Here is a 15,369-nt window from a genome sequence, read left to right as displayed (position 1 = left end):
ATCTAGGGAGTAGGGTTTCATTGTTCTCTTTCTTACCACCTCTAATATTGTACCTAATCGTTAAGCAAAGTGCTGTATAATATACGGGGAAGCGATGAGTAGACATCTCCAGAAAAGCCTGTCTTGAACAGGCTTTCCGGCCTGTTCCACAATAATTATTGGAGAGGTCTAGTAGACCAGACACCTACCCACAAACTATGCAACCCATCCAAATTACCACATTCCAAGCTCTGTGGCGCAGCTTGGGCCTGATAATCAAAGCCGCACCAATAGAACTCCGCAATTTAATATTACTCAACATCATTCGCGGTGCTGCCCCCTCTGCCGTCCTATTTTTAGATAAATTAATCATTGATGAAGTATCTCGGTTGCTGTCGCAAACCCAAACAGCACAGCCCTTGGCTTTGATGCTTTCCCGGCCAATATTGCTGTGGAGTATTGCCGGAGTCTTAAGTCTCAAGTTAGTCGGCGACTCGCTAGAAACAATGAGCTCCTTTGCAGCGACATCCCTGCGCGATCGCGTTCAAGGCTTTGTCGAAGGAAAAGTCCTGGAAAAAGTCGCCAATTTCGACGATATCGCCCTGTTTGAAAACCCCGAACTATTAAATATTGTAGAACTCGCAAAAACCGGAGTATCCAAAATACAGCAACTAGCATTTACCCTCAGCATGACCATCACGGGAATTTTTATATTTATTCCATCTATTAGCCTTGCTGCTACCATAGCTTGGTGGGTGCCACTCTTGATGTTAATTTCATCATCTCCCTCAATTTACATCCAAAGAAAATATAGCAAAATCATCTGGAGAGTTCAAAGAAAGCAAGCTAAAATAAGTCGTGAAATGAACTTATCCGCTAGAGTATTGACTGGCGAAGAATACGCTAAAGAATTGCGTTTGTTTGGGTTGCAGGAACTTTGGCTCAAACGCTGGCAAAGTCAGTTTGTGCAGTTTTTTAGCGAGATGCAACGCATCCGAAAAAAAGGAGCAATTGTTGTACTTTTATGGTCAGTCTTTAGTAGAGTAGGAGTAGCTTTGCCATTTGTTTATGTGGTAATGGGAGCTTTGGGAGGGCGCTATACTTTGGGGGATTTGGCACTTTATTCGGGTTTGATTGTCCAGGTGGAGCAAAGTTTGCAATTACTGATTGGCAATTATACTAATTTGTACGATATCTCTCTCGGTGTTAGTCCGATTTTTCAACTGTTAGAACTCAAACCAGAATTGCAGTCTCCGCTTGTGGATGTGGCGTCTCGCCTGCCTAGTTTATCAGAAGGCGGGCAAGATTCCCGCCCCACAAAAGATAAAATTGGCATTGAGATTAAGCATTTATCTTTTTGCTATCCCGGTAGCAATAAAAGCACGGTTGAAGATATCAACTTAACGATTAATCCGGGTGAAATGCTAGTGCTTGTTGGTGAAAATGGCGCGGGTAAAACCACCCTTGGTAAACTCCTCGGCCGCCTGTACGACCCGACAAGTGGTACGATCGACTGGAACGGCAAAGATTTGCGATCGTACTCTCTAGCATACGTGCGATCGCGCATCGCCGTCGTCATGCAAGATTACGCCCGTTTCCCCTCCACAGTCCGCGAAAACGTCGGTTTCGGCGACTTGTTTTCACTGTCGGATGACACCGCAATTAACGAAGCTATTTCCGAAGCAGGAATTGCAGCTAAAGTCAACAGTTTAGACCATGGTTTAGAGACTCCGTTGGGGAAACAATTAGAAGACGGCATCGACTTATCCGGGGGACAGTGGCAAAGAATTGCGATCGCCCGCGCCTTAATGCGGCTTTCTACAGCCGAAGTGCTCATTTTTGACGAACCAACCGCCGCCCTCGATCCCCAGACAGAACACGAAATTTACAGCATCTTCCGCCAAATAGCCGCCGGGAAAACAACCATAGTCATCAGTCACAGATTGGGATTAGCAAAAATTGCCGATCGTATCGCCGTCATGGAAAACGGTAAAATAGCAGAAATAGGAACTCACGACGAATTGATCGCATCAAATGGAATTTACTGCTCAATGTTCACACGTCAAGCTAGTAGTTATATTTAGAGTTAAACACACAGTCCGCCAGGGGTTTAAAACCCCCGGCGGACTTGTGGGTTAGCGTGGGGAATTTGGCGCGGGTGATTGTGATAAATTATTGCGGATTGGCGATCTAATTTCTCTCCTTATGTGGCGAGAAACCGAGTTCCTGCGACAATTTTCAGTGGAGTACGAGAAATCTCGGAACAAACCCGGTTCCTGGGATGATTGTGTGAGATAGATTTATGAGAGATTAATCTCATTTGTTTTGTGGCAAAGTCTCGATCCCCCCTAGCCCCCCTTAAAAAGGGGGGGACAAAAGTCAAATACAAATTCCCGCTTCTTGATGGGACAAAAGTTCGATTCAAAGTCCCCCTTATTAAGGGGGATTTAGGGGGATCTAGGCTTCGAGGTAAAGCAGAGATACCTGTTTTACTGCTGAATGCGATCTTTTTGAGAAAATTGTCAGAAAGTGCGATCTATAATAAAACCAACCTAGTTGGCAATAATATCAACGATGGAAACTATAACTCTCAACCTACCTGCCGCCGTCGCTTTAACCGACGAACAATTTTATCAATTGTCCATCGCTAATGAAGAGTGGCGATTAGAACAAACCCCCGAAGGAGAACTAATTATTATGCCTCCAACAGGCGGCGAAAGCGGCATCAGAAATTCCGATCTCAACCTGGGACTCGGTTTGTGGAATCGTCAGACTCGATTGGGAAAAGTCTTTGACTCTTCCACTGTCTTTCAATTACCCAACGGTGCGAAGCGTTCCCCTGATGCTGCTTGGGTACTCCTAGAACGTTGGGAAGCATTATCCGCAGAAGATAAGCGCAAATTTCCTCCCCTGTGCCCGGACTTTGTAATAGAATTGCGATCGCAAAGTGATTCCCTAGAAACATTGCGGGCTAAAATGCGGTATTATCGAACTAACGGCTGTCGCTTAGGTTGGCTAATTGACCCCCAAACACCTTTAGTAGAAATCTATCGGTTGTCTGAAGATGTAGCAGAAGTTATTAATTTCTCTTTTGACCAACCGCCTACACTTTCGGGTGAAGATGTACTTCCCGGATTTCTTCTAGATCTTACACCTATTCTCAATCCTTGAATCTAGATCCAGAACTCTCGCCCAAGTGGCGAGAAACCGGGTTTCTGCGACAATTTGGGTTGAGTACGAGATAATAAGGGAAGAAACCCGGTTTCTGAGATGAGCCTCCATCCACAAAAATGATGAGCAATTATCTCCCCGTCAACGTATCCGCATAAGGATCGGGCAAAGCTTGCTGCACCTCCAAAAGCGGCAAAGGATCTCCAGTCAATGGTTGGCTAATCAAATTTTTTTTTACCCCATCCCCCTTGCGATCGCGCTCTTGCAAATGAGATAATTCCTCCTGATAAACCGCAAGAATCCGCGCCAAACTCGCCGCCAAATCATCCCAATTATCATCTCCTCCCAACTTCTCAGAAATTCCCTCAAATAACTCTCCCGCTTGCCTTTTTTGAACATAAGCTTTCAAAAGCTTTCCCGACTTTTGCAAAACGGCCTGATAAATATCCCCATCAGACCACCACAGCCCCTGTTGACTCAGCAGCCAAGTCAAAATATACTCGCGAGCGTGTTGCTCCTTCACCCAGGCCGCGAGATACTGCAAATCTTCCATAGTTAAAACAGTCTCCTCAATTTTCCTCAAAATGTCCGCTTGTTTGTATCTACCGTTACCGCGATCGACATAATACCTGCCTTATCATCACCTGCCCGCGTCATTAATATCCCTTAAATCTTAAAAAAACCCTACTGATTTACCAAACAGCAATTCTGGGAATATAAAAATAAACCTAAACCTCCTAGGTCTATTGTCCAATACTTTTAGTCCACCGGAAAGCGCTACACCCCGCCTCGCTTTCCTCTCTCGCAAACCTATCATCAAGCGGGAACAACCAGCGGGTTATTAGCATGACAAAGCAAAATTTTGGTTTAATCGGTCTAGCAGTGATGGGCGAAAACCTAGCGCTCAACGTCGAAAGCAGAGGCTTCTCCGTGGCTGTATACAACCGCACAGCAGCCAAAACCGACGACTTTATGGCACAACGCGCCCCCGGCAAGAACATTGTAGGCACCAAGACTCTGACAGAATTCGTCGATGCCCTAGAAACCCCGCGCAGAATCTTAGTCATGGTGCAAGCTGGGAAACCCGTAGATGCGGTCATCGACCAGCTCAAACCCATGCTGTCACCGGGCGACATGATTATTGACGGCGGCAACTCGCTCTACGACGACACCGAACGCCGCACCAAAGATTTAGAATCGATGGGGCTGGGATTTGTCGGCATGGGCATCAGCGGCGGCGAAGAAGGCGCGCTGAATGGTGCTAGCTTGATGCCCGGTGGCACCCGCACTGCTTACGGTCTACTAGAGCCAATTCTCACCAAAATTGCGGCTCAAGTAGATGACGGCCCTTGCGTCACATTCATCGGCCCTGGTGGCGCCGGCCACTATGTGAAGATGGTTCACAACGGTATTGAGTACGGTGATATGCAGCTCATTGCTGAAGCCTACGATTTGCTCAAAAACGTTGGTGGATTGAACGGCCAGCAGTTGCAGGAAGTTTTTGCCGAATGGAATACCACAGACGAACTCAACTCGTTTTTGATTGAAATTACGGCTAATATTTTCAAGTACAACGACCCGGAAACTAAGCAACCCTTAGTTGAGGTAATTATGGACGCAGCCGGCCAAAAAGGTACCGGCCGCTGGACTGTTATGAGTGCTTTGGAATTGGGCGTGAGCATTCCCACCATTATCGCTGCTGTGAATGCCAGAATCATGTCTTCTTACAAAGACGAGCGCATCAAAGCTTCCCAAGAACTGACCGGGCCTAGCGGCAAGTACGAAGGCGATACTAAAGAGTTTGTGAACAAAGTCCGCGATGCGCTTTACTGCTCGAAGATTTGCTCCTACGCGCAAGGCATGGCGCTGTTGAGCGCGGCCTCGAAGTCGTACAATTACGACTTGAGTTTGAGCGAAATTTCCCGAATTTGGAAAGGTGGCTGTATCATTCGGGCTGGCTTTTTGGACAAGATTAAAACAGCTTTCAAGGACGACCCCACGCTGCCGAATTTGCTGTTAGCGCCGGAGTTCAAACAGAGCATTCTCGATCGCCAATCGGCTTGGCGAGACGTGTTAGCTACTGCTTGCCAACTGGGGATTGCAGTGCCAGCATTTAGTGCCTCGCTGGACTATTTCGACAGCTACCGCCGCGAAAGATTGCCGCAAAACCTCACGCAAGCTCAGCGTGATTATTTTGGGGCTCACACCTACGAGCGCACCGACAAACCGCGCGGCGAATTCTTCCACTCAGAGTGGACGCAGACTGCTAAAGAATCGCTGCAAACTGGTACTACCGATTAATTAATTTTTGTAGGGTGCGTTTCGGCGCACCTTACAGATAGAACATGATATTACTGCCAACCGCTCTTATTCCTGAACCCACACAGATACTGAACCGCCTTGACAGCGAAACTCGCCCCAACCCCACTCGTTAGTAGAAACAGGTTCCTTAATATGCCCTGTTAAGTCCACAAACTTAGCATGAGGTTTACCAACTTCCATCCACTTGAAACCCTCCGGGCCGTCACTCATAATTACTGCCATTGCCTGTGGATGTTTCCCATTGCCCAATCTCGTCCAGCCAATCGTATTCCAATGATCGAAATAGTCATATTGAGGGCCGTAGGCGAAGTGTTTGCGAGCATGGAGCAACTTGTCAATTAGCGATCGATGAGACGGCATAACAATCTTATACCGATTGCCATCACGCCCCCAATCTTCATATTCTGCACCGTAATAATCGCCGTAGAAAACGCAGGGATAACCTTCTCTTCGCAATAGAATAATCGCATACGCAAGAGGTTTAAACCAGGGTTCTACCACAGATTCAAGTGCTTGCAGCGGTTGGGAGTCGTGGTTTTCGACAAACGTTACTGCATGAGTCGGTTGCTGCTGCATCATTGTACCGTCTAAAATGCGCCGCATATCGTAGTTACCGCCCTGTTGGCTGGCGTAATGAAAGTTGTAATGCAGCGGCACGTCAAAAACGGACATTTTGCCCTTAACTGAACCGACATACCAGTGCAGGATATCGATATTTGGTGCCCAATACTCACCGACAACAAACAAATCTTTGCCGACATATCGCTCCATTTCATCCAACCATTCCGAAAAAAACCAAGACGATATGTGCTTGATTGCATCTATACGGAAACCGTCGGCACCTGTTGTGTCGAGATACCACTTACCCCAGCGTGTAATTTCATCTCGTACCCATTGATCCTGGAAATCCAGATCGCACCCCATTAAATATGCAAAATTGCCATTTTCTAGGGCAACATAGTCATCAAACATTCTGCCTTCTACCAAATAGACTGTGCCGCGATCGTCTTTATTGTATTCGTTGTAGTCTACTGCGTCAAAATGCCACCAGTGCCATTCAACTTGGGAATATTTACCTTTGCGCCCGGGAAAGTTAAAATGAGTGTAGCTTTTGATTTCTTGCAATCCACCTTTGGGATTTAGCCGATCGTGGTAAGGATAAGGAGTTGCCTTAAATATCTCTGCTGTATCTGCACCCATTTTGTGGTTGATAACTACATCGCCATAGACTTGGATCTGAGATTTGTGCAGGGCTGCGATCGCATCCAAATATTGCTGCTTAGTACCATATTTGGTGCGAATTGAACCTTTTTGGTCGAATTCTCCCAAATCAAATAAGTCGTAAACCCCATATCCAACGTCGCTTTGCCCGCCACTTCCTTTGTAAGCTGGCGGCAGCCACAGTGCGGTAAAGCCCGCATCAGCCAATTCTTTCGCTTGATTTTTCACCTCATCCCACAGGGTTCCTCGATCGGGAATGTACCAGTGGAAATATTGCATCATCGTGCCGTTGATATCTGCCATTTTGCACCCTTGCCTTGAGATGATACTGACAATTTAAGGCGATCTTAGGCTACAGCATTGCCCATTGTCACGGTATCCGCATTAATTTTTTCTAAAACTCCGGTTGGGGTGTGATTAAAGTTTTGTTACATTTCTCAACTATAAAATCTTTTGACTTTCGCCTGACTCTTTGAACCATACTTGAACTTGAGTGCAGACAAAAAGCCCCATTCCAACATCGGGAATCTAAAAGAATCAGTAAGTAAGATCACAATGTGCTTGTGATATTTGTAGATAAGTATACTGAAGAAATCTGGTATAATAAATAATCCTTTTAAATAAATGTAATTTTATGTGGCCTTTTATAGTAGGAGGCGCTGCGGTTGCCGTTGCTATTGCAAAATCGGTATTTGATACATTGAAAGAAGAAGAGGAAATAAAACGTTTAGAAGAAGAGGAAAAAAAACGTTTATTAGAAAGTGGGATTTTGGAAGTAGATGAAATGAGCGGAAAAGAGTTTGAAAGATTTCTAGACGTCCATTTTAGAAACTTTGGGTATGGTGTTACTTTAACTCAAGATAGTCAAGATTATGGGGCGGATTTAATTTTATACAAAGATGGTTCAAAAACTGTGGTTCAAGCGAAAAGAAGCAAAAATCCAGTTGGGATTAAAGCAGTTCAAGAAGTAGCAGGAGCCGTCAGACATTACAAAGGAAATAAAGGAAGGGTAATCACGAACAACAGATTTACAGAAAATGCTTACAATCTTGCTAAATCTAACGAGGTAGAGTTATGGGATAGAAAAAGACTCATCGAATTCATCCTGACAGCTAAGAAGTGTAAATAATTGCTCTACCAAAGTAAGTTATATATAAAAGATGCACTGCTTTCCCAGTATCTTTAATTTCACTGATGATGAATCATGCTACAAATTTCTAATACAGTGTTCATAGACGATCGCGAAATCGAGATTAGTGCGATTCGCTCTCAAGGCGCGGGGGGGCAAAATGTAAATAAGGTGGCGAGTGCTATTCACTTGCGCTTTGATATCCCAGCTTCGTCATTGCCCGATCGCTACAAGGAGCGTTTGTTGCAAATCAACGACCAGCGCATCACCTCCGAAGGTGTGATTGTGATTAAAGCCCAGGAACACCGCAGCCAGGAACAAAACCGGGAGGAGGCTTTGAGACGGCTGCAAGAACTGATTAAAAGTGCGATCATCATACCGAAAAGGCGCAAACCCAGCAAAGCAACTCGTAGTTCCCAGCGCAAACGTCTCGACAGCAAAACCAAGCGAGGGCAGATTAAAGCTTTGAGAGGGAAAGTCACGGATTGAGCGATGAAAGGTCGATCGGGCTTCTGAGTTTTTAGTTATAGCCTTAGTATTTTCCGGGCTTGGGTGCATGACTCAAACCCATTTCCCTAGACATTTCCGAACCCCTGCGGGTTAGTTGTCGTTCGGCGATGACTCACGACTTGGCAAGTCATCGGGAATTTTAGTTACGTCTAATCCTAAAACCTCAAACATAGTTTTTAGAGAAACCTGGTACAGGTTAGCCATAGCAAGTATGTTTTCAGCATTAGGTAGAGCCTTGCCTAATTCCCAGTCAGCTTGTCTTCGCTCGGAAATTCCGATTTTTTCTTTGACTTGAGGGCGTGTTAGTCCAGCTTGTTCTCTGAGTAGTCTCAATCGAGACTTCTCCTTTTCTTGTAAATCTTCTTCTATCATAGGACGAAATATTCATGATGCCAACGTCTTGACAAAGACTGTGATAAGACGTAAACTTCATGTTGGTAGGCACAACAAAGGCCGCTCAACGAGCCTCCTTTCGTCAAAATGCAGGTTTGAAGAACCGCCGGATTTTTCGTGTCTATCAATTGTGCCTGCATACCCAAGCGTATTTTTGCGGCTTGGGCGCATACCTCAAGCCTCTTTTCCTCAACCCCGAGGAGGTGATGCCATGTAAAAGGTCGATCGACCTCACAGGACAACACAACTCAAAATTGTATCAAAGATCCAGACCAAAACTTCTCCTTTGCGATCGCACAACTTCCGTGCTATCGTGCCCTTTCTCGAACCATTCCAGATCATGTTCACATCAATTGACAACTTCTACCTAGGCGATGTCGCCTCCAACTTTCACTTTGCAGGCCCGCTGCTAGACTTTGAAGAAGAAATCCAGAATCAATCTCCCTTTCACGATTTAGACTACCTGACAGGCGAAATTAAAAGGGGATTTCTCGACTACGTGCGTCAAGGAATCATGCTAGACGCGATCCGAAAACTGCGATTGTACAAAGACAAGTTCAAAACTTTTAAAAGTTACTGCGAACAAGCATTAGGTAGGCAGTATTTTTACTGCACACAAATTATCAAAGCTGCGAGTATTTGCCTGCGCTTAATTAAAGCCGGATTTGAGATTTTGCCTAGCTGCGTAGCTCAAGTTGTCCCTTTGTTCAAACACGCAATTACCGACCAATATGGCGACTGTCGTTTACAGGAAAAGTGGCAAGAAGTTGTCGATGTTATACCAAAAGAAAGGATTACCGCAGTAACTATTGCCGAAACAGTTGACAACAATCCCAACCTCCGGCTCAAACAAATTCGCATTAAAACCGACACCTACGCCCTTTTAACGAAAAAAGCAGCCGCAGCCGGACTGTCAATTTCGGAATTTTTGGCAAGGTTGGTTGGCGAATACAATCCCAGAAATGTAGAGCAGCCAGCGGAACATACTCCCGAACAAGAGGAGATTTTAGACCAATTAGACGCGGAGTTTAAGAAGCCGGCAACAGAACAGACTTCAACTTCTGCCCCAGGAAAAGTTAAGTCTAAAGGTTTTGGAGTCAAAGTTGGCCCTAAAGGTGGTAAAAGGGAAGTTAAGGCGAAAACTTCGGAAAGGGAAGTTAAGGCGAAAACTTCGGAAGATGAAGTTAAGTTCAAAAATCGGCAAAGTGAAATCAAAGCCGAGAAACAGTCGAATTCATTTAATGAGAAAAATCATGAAGTCATCTGCCCAAAATCCAATCATGCGTCAACTGAAATTAATGGAGGCTCAACTGAACGAAATTCAGTGCCACCTTATTAAAGCCACTGTGTTGAATTGGTGGCAAATAGTTTTGCCTGACGGACAAAAGATTGCGATCGAGCACGCGGGCGGCGGACACTGGATTTTTCGGGCTAACGGGCTTGAGAAATCTCATCCAGAAGTGCGGCTAGCGGTGTTAAGGGCGATCGCCGAAGGCTGTCGCCGATAAGTTACGGCCCAGGACACGGCACGGTGCCGTGTCCTGAGATGGACTGGCGAACTGGTGGGCTGGGGGCGATCGACATTGCTTAAGGTTGCGATCGGAATTTCCCAACTGTGAGGCAAAGTTAAAATTTCCCGCGTTGTGGGCCCAGGGCTGGTGTCAAGGATATATTATCGGGTTTGGGGAGCAATGCCTTAGCAGAGCCTATTCATACATCTAAGCCAAGCAGCATTAGGCTAGCCCTCAATTCGTGCCATTTTCTTCCCAGACTATACTCAAAAGACATCTCGAATAATCAATTTGAAATCCTTGTACCGAGGTAGCTGAATCTTACTTTCCACAGATGTCTAATCCTCTGCCTTACTCGATTTGATGAAGCAATTTCTCAATTGTCTCGACTAACGTTTCAGGCTCAACAGGCTTGGGAAGATGCCTTTGAAATCCCGCTGCTAGTGCTTGCTGTTGATTTGTCTCACCTGCATACGCTGTGAGGGCGATCGCGGGAATCTCTCCTCCCTCCTGTGTGGATAGTTGTCTCACTTGACGAATCAACATATAGCCATCAATTTGTGGCATCCCAATATCAGCAATCAAAACATCTGGCTTAGATTCATTGAGCTTTTGTAGCGCATCTTTTGCTGAAGATACAGAGATCACTGTGGCTCCCGCTTCCTCCAAAATACATTGAACTAACTCTAAATTGTCTACTTCGTCATCGACGGCCAGGATACATAATCTAGCCAAGGGTGAAGAGTGAGATTTGAGTGATAGATTATCGTTGCGATCGCTGATTGCATCATTGCTTCTGGCTAATAAAGGAAGCGTGACAGTAAATGTTGCTCCCTGTCCTTCTCCCAAACTTTCGGCTTTGACAGTTCCACCATGTAGCTCAACGACATGGCGCACGATCGCTAATCCCAGCCCTAACCCACCAAAGGTTCTGGTAATACTGCTATCGGCTTGTCTAAATGTGTCAAATACATAGGGAATAAATTCTGGCTTAATCCCTTTCCCTGTATCCCTGACTTGTATTTGAGCAGAGGAATCAATCCTTTTTAGCTCAACTTCAACTCGACCTCCAGTTGGGGTGAACTTAATGGCATTGGTGAGCAAATTCCAGACAACCTGTTGCAATCGGGTAGCATCTCCTAACACATCGCCGACATTCGGTTCTAGCTGAGTTTTAATTTGAATTTTTTTCGCTTCGGCGGCTAAACTAACTGTTTCGATCGCGGCTTTAAGAGTTGTTTTCAAATTAATAGGAGTAGAGTCCAAACTCAGCTTCCCTTGCAGAATGCGAGAAATATCCAGCAAATCCTCAATCAGTTGAACTTGCAACTGGGTATTGCGTTCAATCGTTTCGAGAGCTGCCGCCGTCTTGCCAGAATCCAGGGTTCCCCTTCGCAGCAGTCGAGTCCAACCCAGAATCGGATTCAACGGAGTTCGCAATTCGTGCGACAAGACAGCTAAGAACTCATCTTTAATTCGGTTAGCTGCTTCTGCTTGTGTCCGTGCTTGCGATTCTGACTCGTAGAGCCGTGCTCGGTCGATCGACTGCGCCGACTGCTGTGCCAGTGCCAAAACAAAAGCGCGATCGCTCTCGGAAAGTTGGGGAACAGTCGAAAAACTCAGCGATAGTCCACCAACGGCTTGTCCTTCAATCAACAATGGCACTGAAATCCAGGCTTCTGAACCGGCCTTGGCATACGCTTCGGCTAAATGAGGATAACGGGCAATTCGGTTTTCAATAGTTTCTAGCCAAACAGGTTGCCCACTTCGCACGGCTTCTGCCAGAGGATAGGGTGCATGAATCGAAAAACTGCGGTGAAATTCTCCTACGTGCTCATAGCCAATGGCTTGAATAATCTCCAGTTCGCTTGCATCCTGATTTAATACGGCAACCAAACCAGAACTTGCTCCCAGTGCGGACATTCCCTGTTCAATAATCACCTGAGCCACTTGAGCCGAGGTTAGCGATTCAGACAAAGCCGTCATCACCGCCAGCAGTCGAGCCGTCCGGTTAGCAGCGAGTTCGGTGGCTAATTTCGCTTGTTGTGTTTCATTATAGAGACGAGCATTATCAATGGCGATCGCTGCTCGCTGAGCCAAATCTTCAGCCAAGGGAATGTCTTCCAGGCGATAGCGGCGATCGGATTCAGTAAACACAAAGGTAATGCTACCCAAGACGCGCCCGCGTGCCTGTAGCGGTGCAATGATGCACGACTTTAACCCAACTCCACGTAAGATTTCCAGGTATTCACCATTCGGCACTGCAGCAACTAACTGTTCATCTGTAATCTCAATCCCAATTTCAACCTGTCCTGTTTGCATGACTTTAGCAATGCCATACGCATCATCGAGATGTCTGGGAAAGCGTTGAGCTAACTCCCAGCCAAACTTCACTTTTTCGGGATCAGAATGAGCCACTGCAACACGACTGATTGTGCGATCGTCATTCAGCACATCAACACTACACCAATCTGCAAAATAAGGAACTGCCAGCTTTGCAACGCTTTGGAGAGTTTGTTCATACTCTAGTGAAGAGGAAAGGACAGCACTCACTTGGGCTAAAAACGCTGATTGTTGTTGAGAATTCTCTGCTAAAGCACGGGCTGCCTGTTCTTGAACAAGTTGTACTCGTTCGTCTTCAGTTTGCTTGCGTTCAGTAATGTCGCTGAAAGCAGCAATGATATTGATAATTTGTCCCTCTGCGTCAAACAAAGGGGAAGCATTGATCGAGAGAATCGTGCGAGTTCCATCGGCATGGCTAATGCCATGTTCAATACCATAAACAGGCTCACCTGTTTGCATAACCCTTGCAAATGGCAGTTCCTCTTCTGGGAAAGGATGACCTTCCACGGTTGTAATGAACCAGGATGGATCGTTATAGCCTCGCTCCACAATGTCGCTGCTAGTTAATCTTAAAATCCTCTCTGCTGCCTTATTAGCGGCAATAATCTGTCCGGTAGAATCTAGAATAGTGATGCCATCAGGAATAGTTTGGAAGATGCTGGATAATTGCGCTTCACCCTCACGCACAGCAGTTTCGGCCTGCTTGCGTTTTGTAATGTCGTGCATCACCACAACAGCACCCTGTTTTTCGCCATTGGCGGCAATAATCGCCTGTCCAGTTGCTAACAGCATTCGCGCAGTTCCATGCTGCGGAACAATCATCATTTCCACCTCACGAACATTCTTTCCTTGCAATGCCTGAAACAGGGGAATATCCTCTGTATTCATCCGTGTTTTGCCGTCGGGCAAATACAAGTCATAATACTGGGCCCATTGATCCGGTGGAACTGGCTGCTGAGGTAATCCATGAAAATCTTTAGCTGCTTGGTTAAATACAGTCAATATGCCATCGGCATCGCAAGCGACAATGCCAGCTTGAACGTTGTTTAGGATTGCCTTCAAAAAGTCCTGTTTTTTCTGAAGGGTGGCTTCCACCTGCTGGCACTTTGCGATTTCGGCTTTCAATTGTCGATCGAGTTGAGATGTTTGAGTCGTGTCTTGGAAGTAAATAAGTAAGCCATCTTCACTCTTGATGAGGCGAATTCTCAACCACTTGTTGAGTGAGGGGTAGTGTTCTTCAAACTCGATCTCTGTTGGCGTTAAGATCGCTTGATGACAATACTTATATAGCTCAGAAGTAAGATCGACCGAAAATGTAGTCCATATATTTTTGCCTATCAGGTGTTGCCACTTCCTGTTTAAAAGCTGCTCTGCTTTATGGTTGACATAGGTGCAGCGCCACTCTGAATTAATAGAAATAAACGCCTCAGTCATGTGAGCGACTATCACCGCAAATCGTCGTGCTTCGAGTGCTTGGCAGTGCGTACATAGCTCTTGAGAAAAATTTACAGAAAGCTCTTCTCGATCATTCAAGGAGTGTGTACGTTCTACATTCATTGCGGTTATTCCTGCCTATTTACCTATTATGCCAGTTATTGTTAGGGAATCAAGATATAATATGCCCAAAACCTAAGTGATTCAGTGTTTAAGCACACGGGCGATCGCCACTCATGGGACAACACCGCTAAAAATTCGTCTTGAGTCCGGTTATTGGCTTGTGCTTGGGACCATGCAAGGCGATCGCATTCTAACTGTTGTTCTCTTTCTTTTTCTGCTTGCTTGCGCTTTGTTCACGGATGGGGATAGTGCCGACGAGAATCGGGCTATCGTTTCTTTAACACCGAACTCATGCAAACTACGCAACTGCCCAGCAACAGCCTCGACGAAACGTGGCGACTGTACTAAATCTCTGGCCTAGACATATTCTGTCATTCCTAATTAATAATGCCAAATCCACCAGTTTGGTTGTAGAAACAACAAAACCCGCTTTGTGGGCGGGTTTTAGGTGACAAAACTGGACTCTAACAAGTGACTCCTACAATGGCATTGTAGTGTTCTAACCAACTTAGCTATGCGATCGCCTCCGCACTTATCCACCTGTGAAAATTTGCTTAGCGGTCAAATTCAACTCGGAAAACACCGCTGATTCAATTCTTTCATCTCCCCGAAACAGCTTAATTTGATACTCACCATCTACTAACTGATAAACCGATAAAGTAGGCTGTTTAGGATAACCAATATAACGGCTACCCCCTAAACCCAAATAATCTACAATCCAATATTCAGAAATGCTTAATGCTTCACAATCAATCATTTTATGTGCATAATCATCGCGCCAATTTGTCCTGACAACTTCAATAACTAATTGAATCGAATTTCCCTGAGTAATAACTGATTCTCTTTCCCATCGAGACTCATTGGCTTCTACGGCTTGTTTATCTAATACAATCACATCTGGATCGTAGCCAGAGTTATCGTTTAATTTAATTTAATTGTACATTCTTTCGGAATTAAGTAAGGAAGTTGTAATCGCCTGATTTCTAAACCCAATTCTATCGCTTGAAAACCCGTGACCGCTGAATGTTTACCAGTTGGATTTGGCATTTCAACAATAACTCCGTTATGTAATTCATAGCGTCCGTTTTCGGGTTTTCCTGCCAGAAATTCATCAAAACTCATTAACGTCGATATCGCTTGAGTCATGGTAAAGTCTCCAATGCTCTGATATCATTTGATTCTGATTCAGTAGGGTGTGTCAGATTAGTTAGTTCATTATCTAACTAATAGGTT

Annotated in this window: 11 protein-coding genes and 1 pseudogene; 7 read left to right on the top strand and 5 right to left on the bottom strand. The window is 45.4% G+C overall.

Annotation, left to right across the window (positions count from 1 at the left end; genetic code table 11):
- The first annotated feature begins 197 nt into the window (after window positions 1–197).
- Window positions 198–2,063 (top strand): ABC transporter ATP-binding protein, encoded by a 1,866-nt coding sequence (locus tag QUA23_RS07040; RefSeq protein WP_333075313.1) that lies wholly within the window; start codon window positions 198–200, stop codon window positions 2,061–2,063.
- Window positions 2,064–2,553: 490 nt separating this feature from the next.
- Window positions 2,554–3,150, top strand: coding sequence for a Uma2 family endonuclease (locus tag QUA23_RS07035; RefSeq protein ID WP_333075312.1), 597 nt, complete (start codon window positions 2,554–2,556; stop codon window positions 3,148–3,150).
- 130 nt (window positions 3,151–3,280) lie between these two features.
- Here QUA23_RS07035 and QUA23_RS07030 read toward each other — a convergent pair whose 3' ends face one another.
- Entirely contained in the window at window positions 3,281–3,703 is a 423-nt protein-coding gene (locus QUA23_RS07030; protein WP_333075311.1) for a hypothetical protein, read from the bottom strand.
- 293 nt (window positions 3,704–3,996) lie between these two features.
- Between QUA23_RS07030 and gnd the strand changes: the two genes are divergently transcribed.
- The gene (gene gnd / locus QUA23_RS07025) at window positions 3,997–5,451 is read left to right on the top strand and encodes a decarboxylating NADP(+)-dependent phosphogluconate dehydrogenase (protein ID WP_333075310.1); all 1,455 of its coding nucleotides are present in this window, start codon (window positions 3,997–3,999) and stop codon (window positions 5,449–5,451) included.
- A gap of 66 nt (window positions 5,452–5,517) precedes the next feature.
- Here gnd and QUA23_RS07020 read toward each other — a convergent pair whose 3' ends face one another.
- Entirely contained in the window at window positions 5,518–6,996 is a 1,479-nt protein-coding gene (locus QUA23_RS07020; protein WP_333075309.1) for an alpha-amylase, read from the bottom strand.
- A gap of 331 nt (window positions 6,997–7,327) precedes the next feature.
- Here QUA23_RS07020 and QUA23_RS07015 point away from each other — a divergent pair, with 331 nt between their 5' ends.
- Window positions 7,328–7,822 carry a restriction endonuclease gene (locus tag QUA23_RS07015; protein ID WP_333075308.1) on the top strand — a complete coding sequence of 165 codons (495 nt, stop codon included), beginning with the start codon at window positions 7,328–7,330 and terminating at the stop codon, window positions 7,820–7,822.
- A gap of 75 nt (window positions 7,823–7,897) precedes the next feature.
- The gene (gene arfB / locus QUA23_RS07010) at window positions 7,898–8,311 is read left to right on the top strand and encodes an alternative ribosome rescue aminoacyl-tRNA hydrolase ArfB (RefSeq protein ID WP_333075307.1); all 414 of its coding nucleotides are present in this window, start codon (window positions 7,898–7,900) and stop codon (window positions 8,309–8,311) included.
- Between the two features lie 111 nt (window positions 8,312–8,422).
- Here the strand turns inward: arfB and QUA23_RS07005 are convergent, their stop codons facing one another.
- Window positions 8,423–8,665 (bottom strand): helix-turn-helix transcriptional regulator, encoded by a 243-nt coding sequence (locus tag QUA23_RS07005; protein ID WP_333093843.1) that lies wholly within the window; start codon window positions 8,663–8,665, stop codon window positions 8,423–8,425.
- 400 nt (window positions 8,666–9,065) lie between these two features.
- Here QUA23_RS07005 and QUA23_RS07000 point away from each other — a divergent pair, with 400 nt between their 5' ends.
- Window positions 9,066–10,064, top strand: a complete 999-nt coding sequence (locus QUA23_RS07000) for a hypothetical protein (RefSeq protein WP_333075304.1) — start codon at window positions 9,066–9,068, stop codon at window positions 10,062–10,064.
- A 7-nt stretch (window positions 10,065–10,071) separates the two neighbouring features.
- Window positions 10,072–10,233: a hypothetical protein gene (locus QUA23_RS06995; RefSeq protein WP_246276752.1), complete on the top strand. Its 162-nt coding sequence runs from the start codon at window positions 10,072–10,074 to the stop codon at window positions 10,231–10,233.
- 354 nt (window positions 10,234–10,587) lie between these two features.
- On the opposite strand, the gene QUA23_RS06990 is transcribed toward QUA23_RS06995, so the two are convergent.
- Window positions 10,588–14,136: a PAS domain S-box protein gene (locus QUA23_RS06990; RefSeq protein ID WP_333075303.1), complete on the bottom strand. Its 3,549-nt coding sequence runs from the start codon at window positions 14,134–14,136 to the stop codon at window positions 10,588–10,590.
- A gap of 532 nt (window positions 14,137–14,668) precedes the next feature.
- Window positions 14,669–15,282, bottom strand: a pseudogene (locus QUA23_RS06985) (Uma2 family endonuclease).
- Window positions 15,283–15,369: the final 87 nt, after the last annotated feature.

This window comes from Microcoleus sp. Pol1C5 (assembly GCF_036701115.1).
Classification (GTDB): Bacteria; Cyanobacteriota; Cyanobacteriia; order Cyanobacteriales; family Microcoleaceae; genus Microcoleus.
Note: the sequence above shows the minus strand (reverse complement) of the source record. Positions and strands in the feature narration are given on the sequence as shown.